Genomic DNA, 17,409 nt, shown 5'->3' on the forward strand with positions numbered 1-17,409 from the left:
GCCATGACACTTTCGACAGCACTTGTGGTTCTGGCGCTGCTCGGCGCCGATCCTGCGGTGGATCCGTCCATCCCGCCGCCGGTCGTGACGCCGCCGCGGGCCGAAGCGCCGCGGATGATCACCGCCCCGCAATGGGCCAGCCTACCCGGGTATGCCGACCTGGAGCGCTTCTTCCCGCGCGACGCGCAGGTATTCGACGTCGCCGGTAAAGCTACGATCGAGTGCGTCGTCAGGGCCGACGGCGCGCTCGTGAACTGCGCGGTGCTCGACGAGAACCCGGTCGGCTGGGGCTTCGGGGCCGCGACCGTCGCCGCCGCGGACGCATTCCGGATGCGTCCGACCGTGGGAGGGCGGTCCGTGGAAGGCGCCCGGGTTCGCGTGCCGGTTCGCTGGACGCTGGACGGAAGCCTCGACAACAGCGCGGTCTGCGCCGTGTTTGAGGCGGCCCGTCCTGGTCCGGACCGCAAGGCGCGCGTGGCGGCCTTCCAAGCGGCGATCGAGGCGCAGGGGGAAGAGCCGAAGGTGGCGAAGGCGCGCGCCAAGTATGAGGCCGACAAAGCAACGAACTTGGGCAAGGCGTACCCGGAGCGTATGTCCGGCTTGCTCGCCCACTGCCAGTCGGCGGCCGCTGCTACGCGAGTTCCGTAACGCGCCGGTCTACCGCCCCCGCTTCGGTGCGATCGAGATCTCGGCGTCGAACAGGGTGGGTTGGTCGCTGGTCCTGGCGCTCTCGATGGTCAGCATGCGCGCCTTGGTCGACACGCCGCCGGGCGCTGAGAAGCCGCCGGCCTTGCCGTCGGCGCCCAGCACCCGGTGGCAGGGCACGATGATCGGGATCGGATTGGCGCCCAGCGCCCGGCCCACCGCCTGGGCCGCGCCCGGCTCGCCCAGGTCCTTCGCGATCGCGCCGTAGGTGCGCGTCTCGCCCGGCGGGATGCGTAAGGCCAGGTCGTAGACGCGCCGCTCGAACGGCGAGGCGCCTTCGAGGTCCAGTGGAACGTCGGAGAAGTCGATCGACTGGCCTTCCAGGAGGCCGACCACCTGCTCGACCGCGCGGGCGATCTGCGGCGGCGGGGCCTGCTCCTGCGCGCCCGGACAGCGCTTCAGCAGCCGCGCGCGCGTGGCCGCGTCGTCGCCCTCGGGCAGGGACACGGCCGCGACGCCGGCCTCGCTCCAGGCCAGTCCGCAGCGGCCGACCGCGGTGTCGAACAGGGTGTAGCCGTGGGTCATCGCCCCGATCCTAGCACCCGCCCCGGCTCACCGCTTGCGGAACAGGACGCTGAGGTTGTTGGCCGGCATCTCCACCCGCCGGGTGAAGGCCAGGCCGTGGCTGGCGGCCAGCGCCTTCACCTCGGCCAGGTCGCGCAGGCCCCAGGCCGGGTCACGCGACTTCAGACTCTGGTCGAAGGCCAGGTTGCTGGGCGCGGTCTCCACCTCGGCCTCCAGGTACGGGCCGTAGAGGTAGAGCAGGCCGCCCGCAGGCAGCACCCGCCCCGCGCCGGCCATCAGCCCCTCCGTCGCCGCCCAGGGCGAGATGTGGACCATGTTGATGCAGACCACCGCGTCGGCCCGGCTCACCGGCCAGGTCTGCGGCGCCACCGCGTCGAGCGGCAGGGGCGCAAGCAGGTTGGGAAGGCCGCTCGCCTCACGCCAGGCCTCGATCGAGGCGCGGGCGGTCGGGTCCGGGTCGGTCGGCTGGAAGGTCAGGTCGGGCAGGCCGGCGGCGAACCAGGCCGCGTGCTCGCCGGTCCCCTCGGCCACGTGCAGCACCAAACCCGAAGCGGGCAGGGCCGCGCGCAGCACCTCGAGGATGGGCTCGCGGTTGCGCAGGGCGGCGGGGGAGGAGAGGGCGGCGGGCGGTGACTGATTGAGCATCAGGGGCCTTCAGAAGGCTGCACCAACTAGCGCTGCGATCACAACGGATAGCAGGGTGATGATACCCGCACCGAACAACACGAGCGGCACCAGCTTCGGGACTTGGTCGATGCCGCGTCCGCTACCTGCAACCTCAAACAGCCGAAACACAGACACTTTGAGGGTGTCGGTATCGTGATCGTTTTTTGACGGGGGTGAAATCAAGACGGAGTGCTCCATTAGCGAATCACTGCGTCCTGTCAGGGGGTATGGGGGGCCGACTCATCGTGCCGCGCAAGAGGCCCCCGCGTGCCATGGCGGGGATTTATGTTCACGAGACGTTCTGACGGCGCGTCGGAACCGCGGTGAATAGCGCTTCCCATGTACACTTCGGCCCACTCGTTCACGGGCGTTCAGCTCTGTCCTGCTCGATGCAGAAACTCTCCACCCTGAAAACGAATGACGCCGCCCCGGGGGGAGCGGGGCGGCGTCGTCGTAGCGGCGGCTAGGGGGGGGGCTTAGTAGCCGCCGCCGTAACGTCCGCTCGAGGGGCGGGCGTAGCTGGAGTGGACGTAACCGACGCCCACGTTGTTGTGGCCGACCAGCACCCAGTCGCCGGCGTAGGCGAGGGCCTGGAAGTTCTGGCCGGTGTACAGGCCGCCCAGCTTGCCGGCCTTGGTCGACGGCGCCGAGCGCAGGTTCACGTTGGCGGTGGCCACGTAGTCGCCGCCGCCCTTGCTGAAGCGGGCGGGCGAGACCTGCGGGGCCAGACGGTAGCCGCCGCTGGAGTAGGTGCCCTTGGGCTCGTCCTTGTACTCGCGCTTGCCGGCGGCGGCCTCGTCGCGCTGCATCTTGCAGCCGGTCCAGGAGCCCGCGGCCGCGCCGGCCGCGGCGCCGGCCACGGCGCCGGCGGTGCGCTCGTTCTTGGCCACGTTGGAGCCGATCGCCGCGCCGGCCAGCGCGCCCAGCACCGCGCCGACTTCCTGCTTGCCGCCCTTGGCGTCGCAGTTGGTGATCGAGCCGACGCCGCCGCCGGTGCGCTCTTGCGCCGAAGCGGCCGGGACGACGCCGACGAGGGCGATCAGGGCGGCGCCGACGACGGCGGTGCGGAAGGTTGTGGACGTCGACATGTTCTTCTCCTCGGGGGCTGTCGTGTTCCGATATGGACAAGCTAGCCCGGCGAAGCTGAACGGCGCGCCGTGGCGAATTGTCAGGTTCTGTTTAGGTTCGTCACCATCGGAACCCCGGTCGCCGGACGCTGCTTTCCGTACGCTTCCACAGCGAGGAGAGGATCATGGACCGCAAGGCGCGCGCCGTTTGGCGCGGGACCGGCAAGGACGGGACCGGCGAGCTGACCAGCGCCTCGGGCGTGCTGTCGAACTCGCCCTACAGCTTCAGGACCCGCTTCGAGAACGAGCCGGGCACAAACCCTGAGGAGCTGATCGCGGCGGCGCACGCCGGCTGTTTCTCCATGGCCTTGGCGTTCCAGCTGCAGGGGGCCGGCTTCACGCCCGACGAACTCCAGACCGAGGCGGTGGTGACCCTTGAATCGGACGGCCAGGGCGGCTTTCGCATCAGCCGCTCGGCCCTGACCCTGCAGGCCAAGGTCCCCGGCATCGACAAGGCGAAGTTCGACGAGCTGGCCGGCCTGGCGGAAAAGAACTGCCCGGTGTCGCGTGTGCTGAACGCCGAGATCACCGTGAACGCGACGCTCGGGTGACCATCTCCCTCCCCTTTACGGGGAGGGTGCCCCGAAGGGCCGGGTGGGGCAGCGGGGGGCGGTCGCTTCCCCACCCTGGCCGCTGACGCGGCCGTCCCTCCCCGTGAAGGGGAGGGAGAAAGCCTTCAAGTCACCAGGGGCGATCGGGGCCGCGGAAGTGGCCCCCGCGTTCCCAGTGGCCGCGTTCCCAGTGTTCGCGGTCCTCGCGCCGGTCGCGCATCTCGTCCATGCGGCGGCGCCGTTCGGCGTCGTCGTCGCCGAACCAGCTCTTCACCTCGTCGCCGGCTCTGTTCGCGAAGTTACGGTCTTCCGGGCCGCGCCCCTGACCGCGCCAGCCTTCGCCACGGTCGTAGCCGCCGTAGTCGCGGCCGTGCCAGCCCTGGTGGCGCTCGTAGGCCCCCTGGCCCCAGCGCGCCTGCTCCTGGCCGTAAGCGCCATAGCCTTGGGCGCCGTAATAGCCCTGCGGGGTCGCGCCCGAGCCGTAGTAGCCGCCGTAGCCCGGCGCGCGCTCGTGGCCGTAGCCGGACCCCTGCCCGCCGTACTGCCCGTACGGGCCCTGTCCGTATTGCCCCTGGGCGTATGGGTGTGGAGCGTTCTGGCCCTGCGCGTGCGGGCCCTGTCCGTAGCCGCCTTGGCCGTATTGTCCGCGACCGTAGTCCCCGCGTCCGTAGTCGGCGCCGTAGGTCTGGCCGTGGCGGCCGTGCTCGGCGCCGTACCAGCCGCCGCCCTGGCCGTAGCTGCGCCCGTAATCCCGATCCTGCGCCCTGTAATCCGCGTTCCGGAAGTCTTGTCCCCGGTAATCCTGTCCTCTGTAATCTTGACCCCGGTAGTCCTGGCCCCGGTAGTCTTGCGCGCGCGTTTCATGGCGCTCGCGTTCCGCCCAGGTCCGATGGCGCTCGTCGTCTCTCCACCTGTCGGCCATTCAACTCGTCCTTCCCGCGCTGATCTTGGCTGGCCCCCGCCGCTTACCCGGGAAAACCGGAGGGGAAAGGGTCAGGTTCCGGCCTGATACGGCCTGTCCCGCTGAAACCCGGGGCGGGGCGTCGCGTTTGCTCATACCCGTCCCGAGAGGGCGCGGGCGTCCCGGGATGGGACGCTCACTGAGGACCGTCGATGTTCGATTTCGAACGCGAGCTGAAAAGAATATTGGGCGTGGCAGCGGCTTCCGACGCGGCCGACCCCAGTCTGCTGGAGCTTCTGGACGCGCGCATGCTGGCCGGTCAGGGCCGCGCCGCGGACATCGCCGCGGGCCGGGTGTCGACGCGTGATCCCTTGCCGCACCGCTTGGAGGGCGCGGCCATCTGGCGCGAGTACGCGCGCCGGACCGGCGATCCGGCCGCCCTGCGCAAGTCCGCCGCCGCCGCGGAAGCCGCCGGCAAGGCCTCGCGCAAGCTGAGCGACCAGGCCCGCGCGGCGCTGGAGCAGGGCCTCACCTGCCTGGCCGGCGCCGACCTTTTCGGCGACCAGGGCCTGGCCGACACCGCCCGCACGCTTCTGGAAGCGGCCGCGGGGCAGGGGCTCGACGCGGTGGCGGAAGCCCGGCTGGAGACCGCCTACGCCCGGCTGGCCGCGCGCGACGCGATCGGCTCGGGCGACTACGCCCGGGCGCTCGAGGCCGCCGCGCTATATGACTCCGCCGTGCACAAGCTGGAGCGTCTGGCCGCCGACCGCGGCTCGCCGGCGGTGCGGCTGGAGGCGGCCGCCGCGCGGGTGGCGCGGGCGGAGCTGCTGGCCATCTTCGGCGTGCATCGCAAGGACGCGCGCCTGCTGGAGGGCGCCGCGCGAGACGTGGCGCAGCTGGTCGAACACCTGGATCCCGACTACGAGCCGCTGACCTGGGCCCGCGCCGCCGAGCTGTGCGGCGCGTGCCTGACGGCCCTGGGCGCGCTCTGCGTGCGGGTCGACCTGATCGCCGAGGGCGTCTCGGCCCTGGTCGAGATCGGCGAGCGCTACACCCGCGACCACAGCCCTCTCGACTGGGCCCGCTTCCAGCACGCGCTGGGTCAGGCCCTGCAGGCGCTGGGCGAGGCGTCCGACAGCGACGCCGCCTTCGAACAGGCCGAGGTCTCCTACGACGAGGCGCTGGACGCCGCCATCGGCACGGCCCTGGTCATGCGGGCCACGATTGCGAGCGACCGCGCGGCGTGCGTGGCGCGGCGGGCCGAACGGCGCGGCGACCTCACCGCCCTGGCGCGGGCCGAGGCCGCCTTCCGCTCGGAGCTGGCCGGGGCCAAACCGGAGGCCGATCCCAGCGGCTGGGCGGTGATCCAGGCGAACCTGGGCCGGCTCTACGAAGCCCGCGCCGAGCTGCTGGGCGAGTTCCGCGAACGCGACGCCGCCGTCTACGCCTACGAGGCGGCGCTGGACGTGTTCTGCGAACAGGGCCTGCGGACCCTGGCCGTGATCGCCGCCGAAGGGCTGGAGCGCGTGCGCGCGGCCTGAAGGCTCAGGCCGCCAGGTCCGTCGACTGCCGGCGCACCCGCCAGAAGCGGATGGTGCGCAGGGCCGTCTCCTTGGGCAGGTCGCCGTACAGCTTGCCGTACTCCTGGGCCCGGCCCATGGCGTCGGATTCCTTGCTGAGCAGCACCACCGCGTAGGTCAGGAACAGCGCCCGGTCGAGGTCGGCCGCTTTGCAGACGATGGCCAGCGCGTCGAGCTCGCGCCGCTCGACGATGTGGCGGGCGGTGTGGAAATCGATGTCGGCGAGCTGGGCCAGAGCGACCAGGAATTGGGTCATGCCGCCCGAGCGCAGGAAGCGCGCCAGCACGCGCGGGGTCAGCTCGCCGGCGTCGCGCAGCTCGCGGATATAGGCCTCGGCCGCGTCGTAGTCGGCCGGCAGGGCGCCGTCCTTGGCCGCGACCGTGCGCCGGCCGTTGGCCAGGGCCTTTTCCAGGGCGGCCGGGTCCAGCTTGGCGTTCTCGTCCAGGATGCGCTGGCGCAGGCGCGCCTCGGCCACGAAGTAGAGCTCGTTCAGCAGGTCGGGCGCCAGGGTGCCGCGGTTGATGGCGGCCTCCTGCAGGTCGGGGTTCGCGGCGGCGCGGTCGACCACGGTCTCCGAGGCCTGGCGCGACAGCTCCGCGCCGTCGTTGCGCAGCAGCACGCCCAGCGTCTGGTCGTCGCCACGCTCGACGATCACGTCGGACACCCGCTCGGACACGTGCTCGCGGCGCGAGACCGCCTGCAGGTGACCCTGACCATGCTTGCGCACGACCTCCAGCAGGTCCTCTTCGGTCAGGGCGGTCGAGCGGGTCAGGATCGGCTCGGCGACCGCCAGGGTGTCGTTGGCGAGGCGCCGGATCAGGCCGCGCGGCGCGCGTTCGGCGTCGGCGAAGCGCAGGCCCAGGTCGGCGCGCACCTGCTCCTCCATCTCCGAGGAGAGTTGGGTCAGCACGCTGTCGAACAGCTGCATCTCCGGCTCGGTGGCCGGCTGCTGATGAGTGAAGAACAGGTCCGTGACCTCGCGCAGCAACTCGCGCCGGCGGGGGCTGGAGTCCTCCTTGGCGAGGGCGATGAGGTCGACGAGTTTGGAGCCGCTCATGCTTCGGATGCTCAGTTACTCAGGGTGTCCGGGGAGGCCGCCTCGGCGCGCAGGCGGCGCTCGTCGCGCTCGCTCAGCGGTTGGGGCGGGGGATCGGCGAGATCGACGGGCGGGCCGTCGAGGAAGAATTCGCCCGGCAACTGCGGCCGGTCGGGCGTTTCGCCGAAGGCGCGGTGCACCGAGTAGCGGCGCGGCCCGTCGGGGCGCGCCGGCGCGTCGGCGACGGTCACGGGCGTGGCGGCGCTCGGCGTCGGCTGCGGGGCCAATTGGGGCGCGGCGATCACCGGCTGGGTTGCGGGCGACGGGGGAGCGGCGGGCGCGGGCGCCTTGCCCGGCCAGTTCAGGCGCGCGGCCGGCGGTTGGCCCGGCGCTTCGGCGGCGGCGGCCGAAGCGACCATGGGGGCGACCATGGCGGCGGCGATGGCGAGCGCTTCACGCACTCCGACTGCTCCCCGAATTCTTCGTGGAGGCGAATCTAGAAGCGTTGCGCTTAACCGCCGACTAACGCCCGCGCCAACGCCGTAAGGCTTCGCGCTCCAGGCCGCCGACCGCGGCGTTGAGCAGGAAGCCGAGCGTGGCCAGGAGCGCCAGAGCGGCGAACATGTCGGCGGTGCGCAGCCGATTGCCGGCCTCCAGGATCTTCCAGGCCAGCCCCTGGGTGGTCCCCGATCCGGCCACCCATTCGGCCACGACCGCGCCGATCACCGACAGGCCGGCGGCGACCTTCACCCCCTCCAGCACGAAGGGCACGGCGGCGGGGAGGCGCAGGCGCGTCAGCCGCTGGAAAGGCGTGGCCTCGTAGAGGTCGAACAGGCGCTCCAGGTCCGGGTCGGCCGACTTCAGGCCGGTCAGCACGCCCGAGAAGATCGGGAAGAAGGCCACCACCGCCGCCAGCGCGGCCACCGCCAGGCCCGGCCGCTCCAGCCCGGCCCAGATCACCACCAGCGGGGCCAGCGCCACCACCGGCGTCACCTGCAGGCCGACCGCGATCGGACGCACGGCGCGTTCCACCATCGGGCTGAGCGCGGCGGGCAGGGCCAGGGCCGCCGCGGCGAGCGCGGCGACGCCGAGGCCCTGCAGGGCCATGACCAGAGTGTTGGCGGCGGCGTGCAGCAGTTCGGGCCAGCGCGCCGCGATGGCCGCGCCGATGGCCGAAGGCGCGGGCAGGAAGTAGCCGGGCACGGCCAGCAGGCGGCAGGCCGCCTCCCAGCCGCCGAGCAAGAGCGCGATCAGGATGAGCGGCGCGAGGACGTCGACGACGCGCTTCATGCAGCCGTCTCCGCCAGGGCCAGGGCGGCCTCGACCGCGGCCACCGCCTCCCGGAAGCCCAGAGAGGTGCGGAAGCCCTCGGGACGGGGCAGGGGCGCGTCGACCGCGATCTCGGCGGCCGTGCGGCCGGGGCCGGGCGTCATCACCACCACGCGGCCGGCCAGGTAGACCGCTTCCTCGACGTCGTGGGTGACGAAGACCACGGCCGGGCGGGTCTGGTCCCACACGCGGTGCAGGTCCTCCACCAGCCGGCGGCGGGTCAGGGCGTCGAGCGCTGCGAACGGCTCGTCGAGCAGCAGCAGCTTGGGATCGGTGACCAGGGCGCGGGCCAGCGACACGCGCATGGCCATGCCGCCGGACAGCTGCGCCGGGCTGGCGTCGCCATGACCGGACAGTCCGACCCGCTCCAGCGCCGCGTCGGCCCGCGCGCGGGCGTCGGCGACGCCGGCCAGTTCCAGCGGCAAGGCGACGTTGGCCCCCGCGCTCGCCCAGGGCGCGAGCGTCGGGGCCTGGAAGACCACGGCGGTCTCGCCGCGGCCGACCGTGCGCCGGACCTCGCCGCGCGTGGGCTGTTCCAGTCCGCCCAGCAGGCGCAGCGCCGTCGACTTGCCGCAGCCGGACGGTCCCACCACGGCGACGATCTCGCCGGGCGCCGCGCCCAGCGAGAACGGCCCCAGCGCGCGCCCGCGCCGGCCGTAGTCGACCTCGACGGACCTGAGTTCAGCGATCATCTCTCCTCCCCTGCGAAGCGGGGGAGGGGGACCACGCGAAGCGTGGTGGAGGGGGCGAACGGCTGCGCTACCGGTTGCATCACGCCCACACGCCTCGCGTGCGCGACAGAACGAGGTTCCAGATCGCGTCGGCCGCGGCGTCCGGATCCTTCAGCACCTCGACCGCTTCGAGCCGCACGACTTCGACGCCCTTCGTCCTGAGCCAAGCGTCGCGCTGGATATCGTGCCTTGGCTGGTCGCCCATGGTGTGCCCCTGGCCGTCCACCTCGATCGCGAGCTTCAGTTGCGGGCAGTAGAAGTCGAGGATGTACGGCCCGAAGGGATGCTGCCGCCGAAAGGCGGGGTGATCCTCGCCCCGATTACGCAGGCGAACCCAAAGGCGCGCTTCCGGCGTCGACAGGGTGCGCCGCAGCGATCTCGCCCGCTTCAGTGTGATCGCCTTGGGTGAGCGCATGCCTTCCTCGGTCGCGCGGGGTGGTCCCCCTCCCCCGCTTCGAAGGGGAGGAGAGGGGTCACTTCGCCGGCTTGCCCACGAACTCCAGGGTGTAGGCGCGCTTGTAGTCGAGGTCCTTGGGATAGACGCCCTGCTCGGAGGCGACCTTGAAGAACTCGGCCCAGCGCGCGTCGGTCATGGCCCCGACGCCCAGGGTCTTCGCGTCGCCGCCGTCGACCAGGGCGTAGGACTTCAGCTTGGCCCGGGCCTGGTCCAGCAGGTCCTGGGTCATCTCCGGATTGTCCTTGCGGATCAGCGCGTCGGCCTTGGACGCGTCGCCGTTCAGATAGTCGGTCCAGCCCTTGGCCGAGGCCTCGATGAAGGCGCGCACGGCCTGCGGGTGTTCTTTGATCAGCTTTTCGTTGGCCATCACCATGGTGGCGTAGGAGGGATAGCCCTCGTCGGCCAGCAGGAAGACCCTGGGCTTCAGCCCGGCCTCCTTCTCGATGGTGTAGGGCTCGCTGGTCAGATAGCCCTGCTGCACCGCGCGCTTGTCGGCCAGGAACGGCGCGGAGTTGAAGTTGTACTTGCGCACCTGGCTGTCGTTGAAGCCGTAGCGGGCCTTCAGCCACACCCAGAACGCCGTCACCGAGGCGTCGGCCAGCAGCATCGGCCGGCCCTTCAGGTCGGCGATCGACTTCAGCTTCGGGTCCGGGTGGGCGATCAGGACCTGCGGGTCCTTCTGGAAGAAGGCGGCGACCGCCTTCACCGGGGTCTTTTCCGCCGCCTGGTTCAGCACGATGAAGCTGTTCGAGCCCATGCCGAGCTCGACCGCGTTCGAGGCGAGCAGCTGGGGGACGTTCACGCCCGGGCCGCCCTGGACGATCTCGACGTCCAGTCCGCGGCGCGCGTACTCGCCCGAGGCCAGGGCCTGGTAGAAGCCGCCGTGCTCGGCCTGGGCCCGCCAGTCGGTGGCGAAGCGGATCTTCACCCGCCCCGGCGCGTCGGCCGGCTCCTGCGGCTTCGGTCCGCACGCGGTGACGGCGAGTGCGGCGGCGAGCGCCAGCAACGCGCGACGATTCATGGTTTCGGCCCCCCGAACGATGTTGCGGCGAAGGTAGGTCGGGGGGAGGGTTCTGTGAACCCTCTCGCGGGCCGCCCTCGTCCTTCGACAGGCTCAGGATGAGGGCTACAGAGCCGGCAGCAGAAATCCGGTCCCGGCTTACGCCAGCGCTTCCTTCTTCTCTTCCAGCTCCAGCCACTCCTCCTCGCTGGCGGCCAGGTTGGCCCGGGCGGCGTCCAGCGCCTTCATGGTGCGGTCGAAGCGGGCCGGATCCTTCGCGTACAGGTTCGCGTCCTCCAGCACCTTCTCGTGGGCGGCGATCTCGGCCTGCAGCTTGGGCATGAGGCCGTCCAGCTCCTCCAGCCGGCGCTGGTCCTTGTAGGACAGCTTGACCGCGCGCTTCGGCTCGGCGGCCTTGGGTGCGACGGCCGGCTTCTTGGCCTGGACGATCTCGGGCTTGTCGAAGAAGCCGGGATTCTGGCGGATGAAGTCGTTCCAGCCGCCGGGCGTCTCGCGGATCTGGCCGTGGCCGTTCAGCGCGATGGTCGAGGTCGCCAGCCGGTTGATGAAGTCGCGGTCGTGGCTGACCAGGATCAGCGTGCCCTCGTAGTCGGCCAGCAGCTCCTCCAGCAGGTTGAGCGTGTCCATGTCGAGGTCGTTGGTCGGCTCGTCCAGCACCAGCATGTTGGCCGGCTTGGCCAGGGCGCGGGCCAGCAGCAGGCGGTTGCGCTCGCCGCCCGACAGGGTCGAGACCGGCTGGCGCAGCTGGTTCTCGTTGAACAGGAAGTCCTTGGCGTAGGCGGCCACGTGCTTGGAGTGGCCGCGCACCAGCACCGAGTCGCCGCCGCCGGGCGTCAGCGCGTCCCACAGGGTGGTGTCGGCCTTCAGCTCGTCGCGGCTCTGGTCGAGGTAGACCACCTCCAGGCCGGTGCCGAGCCGCACCGTGCCGGAGTCCGGCTCGATCTCGCCCAGCAGGGTCTTCACCAGGGTCGACTTGCCCGCCCCGTTCGGGCCGACGATGGCGACGCGGTCGCCGCGCATGACCCGGGTGGTGAAGTCCTTGATCAGCTCGCGTCCGTCATAGCCCTTGGACACGCCCTTCAGCTCGGCGACCAGCTTGCCCGACGCGCCGCCGGCGTCGATGGCCAGCTCCAGCTCGCGCGGCTTGTCGCGCATCAGGGCGGCCTTCTGCTGGCGCATGGCCTCCAGGTTGCGCGCCCGGCCCTCGTTGCGGGTCCGCTGGGCGGTGATGGAGCGGTAGAAGGTGTAGGTCTCGCGCTCGATCGCCTTGGTCAGGCGGCGCAGGTTCTCGGCCTCCTCGGCCTCCATCTTCTCGGCCCAGGGTTCGAAGGCTGCGAAGCCCTCGTCCAGCGTGCGCACCTTGCGGTGGGCCAGCCAGAAGCAGCGGCGGGTGACCCGCTCCAGGAAGGCGCGGTCGTGGCTGACGATCAGCGCCGCGGCGCGGCTGGCCTGCAGTTCGGCCTCCAGCGTCTCGATGGCGAAGATGTCGAGGTGGTTGGTCGGCTCGTCCAGCAGGATCAGGTCGGGATCTTCGGCGAAGGCGCGGGCCAGGGCCGCGCGGCGGGTCTCGCCGCCGGACAGGCCGGCGGTCGGGCGGGCCGGATCCAGGCCGAAGGTCTGCAGGGCCGCGTCGGCGTCCCAGGGCTCGGCTCCGCCGGCGCAGGCGTAGTCACGCAGGGTTTCGCCCTCGATCAGCGGTTCCTGCGGCACGTAGGCGATCCGTCCGGCGGTCGACAGCGAGCGTTCGCCGGAGTCCGGCTCGATGCGCCCGGCGACGATCTTCATCAGGGTCGACTTGCCCGCGCCGTTGCGTCCGACCAGGCAGGCGCGCACGCGCGGCTCCAGGGCCATGTCGACGCCGTCGAACAGCTGGACGCGGCCGTCCTGCAGGCGGACGTCCTTGAGGGCGACGAGGGGAGCGCGGGCGTTCATTGAGCCTCCTCCCCTGCGGAGCGCAGCGGAGCGGGGGAGGGGGGCCGCGAAGCGGTGGAGGGGAGCGACAGCGCAGACATCGGGCGACGATTTAGAGGCATGACGGGGACATGTAGGGGGCGCGGCTCGCCCCCTCCACCACCCTGCGGGTGGTCCCCCTCCCCCGCTCCCGTTGGTCGCAGGGGAGGAGGGCGGACCTCCTAGCGCGTTTCGGCCGCGCGCGCGAACTCGGCGGCGAGGCCGGCGTAGAAGTCGCCGCGGCCGCCGCCGGCGGCGCGCACAGCATCGAACTCCAGCATCGGCTCGTCGCGGCTGGCCGCCTCCATGAACCGCCGCCAGATCTCGGCCGGCAGGTCGCCGCCGACCACGCCGTTCATCGGCCGGCCGTCGTCGTTGCCGACCCAGACGCCGGCCACCTGGTCGGGGGTGAAGCCGACGAACCAGGCGTCCCGATTGTTCTGGCTGGTGCCGGTCTTGCCCGCCGCCGGGCGGCCGAAGGCGGCCCGCTTGCCCGTGCCGTGGGTGACCACGCCGGTCATCATCCGCACCATCGACCCGGCCCGGGCGGCGTCGAACACCACCAGCGGCGCGGGCGCCCCGTGCCGCCACAGCACCACGCCGTCCGACCGGTCCACCTCCTCCACCAGGTAGGGCGGGGTGCGCCGGCCGCCCTGCGGGAAGGCCTGGTAGGCCCCGGTCAGGTCCCAGAGCGTGGTCTCGTAGGCGCCCAGAGCGATCGGCAGCTTGGGCCGATCCGGCAGGCCGACGATGCCGAAGCGGCGGGCCACGTCGGCCACGCGCTCCGGGCCGACCTCGGCCGTCAGCCGCGCGGCGACCGTGTTGCTGGAGACCGCCAGCGCGTCCTCCAGGCTGATCTCCGGCCCGACCGAGGCGCTTTCGGTCGGGGTCCACAGGCCGAAGGCCACCGGCGCGGTCGAGCGGATGTCGGTCGGCTGGGCGCCGGCCTCCAGCGCCGCGGCCCAGACGAACGGCTTGAAGGCCGAGCCCGGCTGGCGGCGGGCCTGGACCGCGCGGTTGAACGCGCTCGTGTCGTGGTCGCGGCCGCCGACCAGGGCGCGCACCGCGCCGCCGGGGCCGAGCGCCACCAGGGCGGCCTGGCTGACGCCGGCGTCCGGCCCTCTCGCCTGAAGCGCTTCGCGCACGGTCTGGGCGGCGACGCCCTGCAGCCGCGGATCGACGGTCAGGCGCACGACCAGGTCGCCGGCGCGGCCCTGGGCGCGCTTGCGGGCCTCGGCCGCCGCCACGTCGATCACCCAGGCCAGGTCGCCCTCGCCCTTGTGCGGCACGACGATGATCTGCTGCAGGGTGGCGACGCGGGCCTGGCCGCGGTTGATCCAGCCCTCGTCCTGCATGCGCTCCAGCACCAGCCGGCCGCGCTTGAGCGCGCCCTTCGGATTGCGGGTCGGGTTGAGCACGGAGGGCGCCTGGGGCAGGCCGGCCAGCACGGCGGCCTCGGCCAGGCTCAGCTGCTGGGCGGACTTGCCGAAATAGGTGTGGGCGGCCGCGTCGATGCCGAAGGCGTTCTCGCCCAGGAACACGCGGTTCAGATAGAGTTCGAGCAGTTCGTCCTTGCTCAGGCGCCGCTCCAGCACGAAGGCCAGGATCACCTCCTGCAGCTTGCGCTTGAAGCTGCGCTCGCTGGTCAGGAACAGGTCGCGCACCAGCTGCTGGGTCAGGGTCGAGGCGCCCTCGCGGGTCTCGCCGGCCTTGGCGTTGACCAGGGCGGCGCGCGCCACGCCCTTGAGGTCGACGCCGCTGTGGCTGCGGAAGCGGCGGTCTTCGGCCGCCAGGAAGGCCAGCGGCACGTAGGGCGGCAGCTCGGACAGCTTCACCTGGCGGCCGTACTTCGGCCCCCGCGTGGCCACCACCTGGCCGTTGCGGTCGAGGAAGGTCATGCCCGGCGCGCGGCCGTAGGCGGCGAGCTCGGCGTTCGGCGGCACCCGCGGCAGATCGCCCAGATAATGGCGCCAGGCCTGGGCCACGCCGACCAGCGCCAGCAGGGCCACGCCGGCCGCCGCGGCGATCAGGCCGCGGGCGAGCCGGTTGAGCCGCCGGTCGCGCTGATGCAGAAGGTCGGCGCGGAAGGTCGCCGACCCCATATCTTCCTCAGCGCCGTATCCAGGCCGCTCGTCCATGTCGCCTCAGTTCCAGGACCGCCTTACCTGATGACGCAAAAGCCCTTCTGGGAAACTAAGCGATTGGAACAAATGACCGCCGCGGAGTGGGAAAGCCTCTGCGACGGCTGCGGCCTGTGCTGCCTGGTGCGCTTCGAGGACGAGGAGACCGGCGAGGTCATCCCCACCCGGGTGTCCTGCAAGCTGTTCGACGCGAACCTGTGCCGCTGCAAGGACTACGAGAACCGCAAGAAGCACGTTCCGGACTGCATCAAGCTGACGCCCTGGAACGTCGAGGACCTGGAGTGGATGCCCAAGAGCTGCGCCTACCGGCGTCTGCACGAGGGCAAGACCCTGCCGCGCTGGCATCCGCTGATCACCGGCGATCCGGAGAGCGTGCACAAGGCCGGGGTCAGCATCCGCGGCCAGGTGGTCTCGGAAGAGGCGCTGGACGATCCCGAGGACGCCCTCGACTTCACCGCCTGGGACCTGTCGAAGGACCGCGGCGACGACTGACGCGGGCCGGGCGGACCCGACCCGCGTCGCAGGCGACTTAGATTTCGGCCGGGGCCGGCTCGGCCGCCGGGGTTCCCGGAGGCGGGCCGTAGCGGTTGTCGCCCGCCTGGCCGCCGCTGAGGCCGACCCACAGCAGGAAGATGAAGCTCACCAGGCACGCGCCGCCCAGGAACAGGGCCGCGCCGCCCAAGCCGGCGATCATGGTCGTGGGGTCCACGTTGTCGCCCTGGGCGGCCGCGGCGATGATCGCCATGCCGCCGGTGACGCCGGCCCCGATGATGGCGGCCGCGCCGACGCCGAAGGGAATCAGCTGCAGCCAGCCGCTCTTGCCCATGTCGTGCAGACGCTTGGTGTAGAGCACGATCCAGCACCAGATCGTCACGAAGCCCGCGATCGTCCCGATCACCGGGATGAAGTTAATCACCACGCCCACGCCGAGCAGGATCAGAAAGCCGATCCAGAATTCCTGGCGGTTGATCCGGCCGGCGCCGGAGAAAAAGAGGCTCTTCCAGTCCATTTGTTCCCCTTCGGACCCCGTGGGTCCCGTCTGTCCGTGAGATCACTCGCGCGACAATACGGAGAACATCGTTAGCTGAATCGCGGGGACGGTCGAGCCTGAGCTGCGGTGACGCTTCCGGGCGAAGACGGTTACTGTTGCATTAATGCCACGATTTCACTTGCGCGGCGTACGGGATCGCTTCATTCGTTTGGGTCGTTCGACGAGCGCCCCGGACCATGTTTGAACAGCGCGTGGCTACTGACCCCTACAAAGAACTCGGCGTCGCGCGCGGCGCCAGCCAGGACGAGTTGCGCAAGGCGTTCCGCAAGCTCGCCAAGGAATTCCACCCCGACCGCAACCCCGGCGACAAGAAGGCCGAGGAGCGGTTCAAGCGGGTGAGCGCGGCCTTCGACCTGCTGGGCGATCCGGACAAGCGCGCCCGCTTCGACCGCGGCGAGATCGACGCCGACGGGCGCGACACCTTTCGCGGCTTCCAGCCCGGCGGCGGCGGCGGAGCCGGGGGCTCGCCGTTCGGGGCGGGCGGCCGGTTCGAGGGCGTGGACCTCGAAGACATCTTCGACATGTTCGGCGGGGTCGGCGGCGTGCCGCGCGGCGGCCCGCGCTCCAGCGGCCCGGCCAAGGGCCACGACGTGCGCGCCCGGCTGGAGATCGACCTGGAGGACTCCATCATCGGGGCCACCAAGCGCATCGCCTTCTCCGACGGCCGCACCCTGGACGTGACCATTCCGCAGGGGGCCTCCGACGGCCAGGTCCTGCGCCTCAAAGGGCAGGGCGCGCCCGCGCGCGCCGGGGGCGCGCCCGGCGACGCCCTGATCGAGCTGGGCGTGAAGCCGCACCCGATCTTCCGCCGCGAGGGCGGCGACCTGCACATGGACCTGCCGGTCTCGGTCCCGGACGCGGTGCTGGGCGGCAAGGTCCAGGCCCCGACCCCGGACGGGACGGTGTCGCTGAACGTGCCCAAGGGCGCCAACTCCGGCTCCATGCTGCGCCTGAAAGGGCGTGGCGCGATCGATCCGCGCACCCGCCAGCGCGGCGATCTGTTCGCCCGGCTGATCGTGACCCTGCCGGACGCGCCGGACCCGGCCCTGGACGCCTTTGCCGAGAAGTGGCGCAAGGAGCGCCCCTACGCGCCCAAGCGGCGTTAGGCCGGGTTCCGCGCGAGCGGATTCGGTTTTGCGATCGGAACGCCCTCAAGCTTTTGATCGCGCCGAACGTCCCCATTTGGAAATCCGACGTTCCGCAAGCGGTGTATGATCGGCTAAGCACGCCGTTCAGTCGCCGTTCAGGGCCGATCAGTCAGAGAGGGGGCCATGAAGAAGTCCGTCGTCATGCTCGCGCTCGCGCTGCTCGCCCTCGGGGCGGAAGGCGCCTCCGCGCAGGTCTGGGACGTCCAGAACCGCGGCCACGGCCGCGGCGGCGGACGGCCGGAGGATTTCCGCAACGACCTGCGCGGCCAGGACGCGGCCCGCGAAGGCGTGCGCGAAGGCCGGCGCGTGCCGCTGGGCCGGGTGCTGGCCGACATCGACCGGCGCACGCCGGGGCGCATCCTCAACAGCTGGGAAGAACAAGGCCGCGACGGGCGCCCGATCTATCGGGTGCGCTGGCAGGCCGAGGACGGGCGTCGGATCGACTACATCGTCGACGCCGAAAGCGGGCGGATTCTGGGGGCGGACTGAA

The 17,409-nt window shown here is 71.6% G+C and carries 20 protein-coding genes; 6 read left to right on the forward strand and 14 right to left on the reverse strand.

The features are described 5' to 3' along the window. The first annotated feature begins 3 nt into the window (after positions 1-3). Positions 4-648 carry an energy transducer TonB gene (locus H8B08_RS04125; RefSeq protein ID WP_187448945.1) on the forward strand — a complete coding sequence of 215 codons (645 nt, stop codon included), beginning with the start codon at positions 4-6 and terminating at the stop codon, positions 646-648. Between the two features lie 9 nt (positions 649-657). On the opposite strand, the gene H8B08_RS04130 is transcribed toward H8B08_RS04125, so the two are convergent. The 4 genes from H8B08_RS04130 to H8B08_RS04145 form a co-directional block, all read right to left on the reverse strand. Next, positions 658-1,230 carry a methylated-DNA--[protein]-cysteine S-methyltransferase gene (locus H8B08_RS04130; protein ID WP_187448946.1) on the reverse strand — a complete coding sequence of 191 codons (573 nt, stop codon included), beginning with the start codon at positions 1,228-1,230 and terminating at the stop codon, positions 658-660. A gap of 27 nt (positions 1,231-1,257) precedes the next feature. Next, positions 1,258-1,875 (reverse strand): DUF938 domain-containing protein, encoded by a 618-nt coding sequence (locus tag H8B08_RS04135; protein ID WP_187448947.1) that lies wholly within the window; start codon positions 1,873-1,875, stop codon positions 1,258-1,260. A 9-nt stretch (positions 1,876-1,884) separates the two neighbouring features. After that, the gene (locus H8B08_RS04140) at positions 1,885-2,094 is read right to left on the reverse strand and encodes a hypothetical protein (protein ID WP_187448948.1); all 210 of its coding nucleotides are present in this window, start codon (positions 2,092-2,094) and stop codon (positions 1,885-1,887) included. Between the two features lie 278 nt (positions 2,095-2,372). After that, positions 2,373-2,984, reverse strand: a complete 612-nt coding sequence (locus tag H8B08_RS04145; RefSeq protein WP_187448949.1) for an SH3 domain-containing protein — start codon at positions 2,982-2,984, stop codon at positions 2,373-2,375. Positions 2,985-3,148: 164 nt separating this feature from the next. Between H8B08_RS04145 and H8B08_RS04150 the strand changes: the two genes are divergently transcribed. Next, the gene (locus H8B08_RS04150; RefSeq protein ID WP_187448950.1) at positions 3,149-3,574 is read left to right on the forward strand and encodes an OsmC family protein; all 426 of its coding nucleotides are present in this window, start codon (positions 3,149-3,151) and stop codon (positions 3,572-3,574) included. A gap of 130 nt (positions 3,575-3,704) precedes the next feature. Here H8B08_RS04150 and H8B08_RS04155 read toward each other — a convergent pair whose 3' ends face one another. After that, a complete protein-coding gene (locus tag H8B08_RS04155) occupies positions 3,705-4,496 on the reverse strand; it encodes an SWFGD domain-containing protein (protein ID WP_187448951.1) in 792 nt (263 codons plus the stop codon). 191 nt (positions 4,497-4,687) lie between these two features. Between H8B08_RS04155 and H8B08_RS04160 the strand changes: the two genes are divergently transcribed. Then, the gene (locus H8B08_RS04160) at positions 4,688-6,016 is read left to right on the forward strand and encodes a hypothetical protein (RefSeq protein ID WP_187448952.1); all 1,329 of its coding nucleotides are present in this window, start codon (positions 4,688-4,690) and stop codon (positions 6,014-6,016) included. A gap of 4 nt (positions 6,017-6,020) precedes the next feature. Here H8B08_RS04160 and H8B08_RS04165 read toward each other — a convergent pair whose 3' ends face one another. The 8 genes from H8B08_RS04165 to H8B08_RS04200 form a co-directional block, all read right to left on the reverse strand. Continuing rightward, complete coding sequence (locus H8B08_RS04165) at positions 6,021-7,112, reverse strand: DUF2336 domain-containing protein (RefSeq protein WP_187448953.1); 1,092 nt, start codon at positions 7,110-7,112, stop codon at positions 6,021-6,023. An 11-nt stretch (positions 7,113-7,123) separates the two neighbouring features. Then, positions 7,124-7,552, reverse strand: coding sequence for a hypothetical protein (locus H8B08_RS04170; RefSeq protein ID WP_187448954.1), 429 nt, complete (start codon positions 7,550-7,552; stop codon positions 7,124-7,126). A 61-nt stretch (positions 7,553-7,613) separates the two neighbouring features. Further along, positions 7,614-8,381, reverse strand: coding sequence for an ABC transporter permease (locus H8B08_RS04175; RefSeq protein ID WP_187448955.1), 768 nt, complete (start codon positions 8,379-8,381; stop codon positions 7,614-7,616). Beyond that, the gene (locus H8B08_RS04180) at positions 8,378-9,112 is read right to left on the reverse strand and encodes an ABC transporter ATP-binding protein (protein WP_187448956.1); all 735 of its coding nucleotides are present in this window, start codon (positions 9,110-9,112) and stop codon (positions 8,378-8,380) included. Before H8B08_RS04180 ends, H8B08_RS04175 begins: the two co-directional genes overlap by 4 nt. Before the next feature lie 79 nt (positions 9,113-9,191). Then, entirely contained in the window at positions 9,192-9,566 is a 375-nt protein-coding gene (locus H8B08_RS04185; RefSeq protein ID WP_187448957.1) for an endonuclease domain-containing protein, read from the reverse strand. A gap of 58 nt (positions 9,567-9,624) precedes the next feature. Next, a complete protein-coding gene (locus tag H8B08_RS04190; RefSeq protein WP_187448958.1) occupies positions 9,625-10,629 on the reverse strand; it encodes an ABC transporter substrate-binding protein in 1,005 nt (334 codons plus the stop codon). Positions 10,630-10,767: 138 nt separating this feature from the next. After that, a complete protein-coding gene (locus tag H8B08_RS04195) occupies positions 10,768-12,561 on the reverse strand; it encodes an ABC-F family ATP-binding cassette domain-containing protein (RefSeq protein WP_187448959.1) in 1,794 nt (597 codons plus the stop codon). Positions 12,562-12,761: 200 nt separating this feature from the next. Then, positions 12,762-14,681 carry a transglycosylase domain-containing protein gene (locus H8B08_RS04200; RefSeq protein ID WP_187448960.1) on the reverse strand — a complete coding sequence of 640 codons (1,920 nt, stop codon included), beginning with the start codon at positions 14,679-14,681 and terminating at the stop codon, positions 12,762-12,764. 63 nt (positions 14,682-14,744) lie between these two features. Here H8B08_RS04200 and H8B08_RS04205 point away from each other — a divergent pair, with 63 nt between their 5' ends. Beyond that, positions 14,745-15,212 (forward strand): YcgN family cysteine cluster protein, encoded by a 468-nt coding sequence (locus tag H8B08_RS04205; RefSeq protein ID WP_187449181.1) that lies wholly within the window; start codon positions 14,745-14,747, stop codon positions 15,210-15,212. 37 nt (positions 15,213-15,249) lie between these two features. Here the strand turns inward: H8B08_RS04205 and H8B08_RS04210 are convergent, their stop codons facing one another. Beyond that, positions 15,250-15,729, reverse strand: coding sequence for a DUF805 domain-containing protein (locus H8B08_RS04210; protein WP_187448961.1), 480 nt, complete (start codon positions 15,727-15,729; stop codon positions 15,250-15,252). A gap of 233 nt (positions 15,730-15,962) precedes the next feature. Between H8B08_RS04210 and H8B08_RS04215 the strand changes: the two genes are divergently transcribed. Together H8B08_RS04215 and H8B08_RS04220 are read left to right on the forward strand one after the other, a co-directional pair. Next, a complete protein-coding gene (locus H8B08_RS04215; RefSeq protein WP_187448962.1) occupies positions 15,963-16,877 on the forward strand; it encodes a J domain-containing protein in 915 nt (304 codons plus the stop codon). Between the two features lie 165 nt (positions 16,878-17,042). Then, on the forward strand, positions 17,043-17,408 hold the full coding sequence (locus H8B08_RS04220) for a PepSY domain-containing protein (protein WP_187448963.1): 366 nt from the start codon (positions 17,043-17,045) through the stop codon (positions 17,406-17,408). Position 17,409: the final 1 nt, after the last annotated feature.

This window comes from Caulobacter sp. 17J80-11 (genome assembly GCF_014349105.1).
Taxonomy (GTDB): domain Bacteria; phylum Pseudomonadota; class Alphaproteobacteria; order Caulobacterales; family Caulobacteraceae; genus 17J80-11.

What these genes read in the sequence shown, in the direction of transcription:
- H8B08_RS04190 (WP_187448958.1), bottom strand. Translation starts at nt 10,629, where the DNA reads ATGAATCGTCGCGCGTTGCTGGCGCTCGCCGCCGCACTCGCCGTCACC.
- H8B08_RS04145 (WP_187448949.1), bottom strand. Translation starts at nt 2,984, where the DNA reads ATGTCGACGTCCACAACCTTCCGCACCGCCGTCGTCGGCGCCGCCCTG.
- H8B08_RS04175 (WP_187448955.1), bottom strand. Translation starts at nt 8,381, where the DNA reads ATGAAGCGCGTCGTCGACGTCCTCGCGCCGCTCATCCTGATCGCGCTC.
- H8B08_RS04210 (WP_187448961.1), bottom strand. Translation starts at nt 15,729, where the DNA reads ATGGACTGGAAGAGCCTCTTTTTCTCCGGCGCCGGCCGGATCAACCGC.
- H8B08_RS04165 (WP_187448953.1), bottom strand. Translation starts at nt 7,112, where the DNA reads ATGAGCGGCTCCAAACTCGTCGACCTCATCGCCCTCGCCAAGGAGGAC.
- H8B08_RS04130 (WP_187448946.1), bottom strand. Translation starts at nt 1,230, where the DNA reads ATGACCCACGGCTACACCCTGTTCGACACCGCGGTCGGCCGCTGCGGA.
- H8B08_RS04220 (WP_187448963.1), top strand. Translation starts at nt 17,043, where the DNA reads ATGAAGAAGTCCGTCGTCATGCTCGCGCTCGCGCTGCTCGCCCTCGGG.
- H8B08_RS04140 (WP_187448948.1), bottom strand. Translation starts at nt 2,094, where the DNA reads ATGGAGCACTCCGTCTTGATTTCACCCCCGTCAAAAAACGATCACGAT.
- H8B08_RS04185 (WP_187448957.1), bottom strand. Translation starts at nt 9,566, where the DNA reads ATGCGCTCACCCAAGGCGATCACACTGAAGCGGGCGAGATCGCTGCGG.
- H8B08_RS04160 (WP_187448952.1), top strand. Translation starts at nt 4,688, where the DNA reads ATGTTCGATTTCGAACGCGAGCTGAAAAGAATATTGGGCGTGGCAGCG.
- H8B08_RS04150 (WP_187448950.1), top strand. Translation starts at nt 3,149, where the DNA reads ATGGACCGCAAGGCGCGCGCCGTTTGGCGCGGGACCGGCAAGGACGGG.
- H8B08_RS04180 (WP_187448956.1), bottom strand. Translation starts at nt 9,112, where the DNA reads ATGATCGCTGAACTCAGGTCCGTCGAGGTCGACTACGGCCGGCGCGGG.
- H8B08_RS04125 (WP_187448945.1), top strand. Translation starts at nt 4, where the DNA reads ATGACACTTTCGACAGCACTTGTGGTTCTGGCGCTGCTCGGCGCCGAT.
- H8B08_RS04200 (WP_187448960.1), bottom strand. Translation starts at nt 14,681, where the DNA reads ATGGGGTCGGCGACCTTCCGCGCCGACCTTCTGCATCAGCGCGACCGG.
- H8B08_RS04195 (WP_187448959.1), bottom strand. Translation starts at nt 12,561, where the DNA reads ATGAACGCCCGCGCTCCCCTCGTCGCCCTCAAGGACGTCCGCCTGCAG.
- H8B08_RS04135 (WP_187448947.1), bottom strand. Translation starts at nt 1,875, where the DNA reads ATGCTCAATCAGTCACCGCCCGCCGCCCTCTCCTCCCCCGCCGCCCTG.
- H8B08_RS04155 (WP_187448951.1), bottom strand. Translation starts at nt 4,496, where the DNA reads ATGGCCGACAGGTGGAGAGACGACGAGCGCCATCGGACCTGGGCGGAA.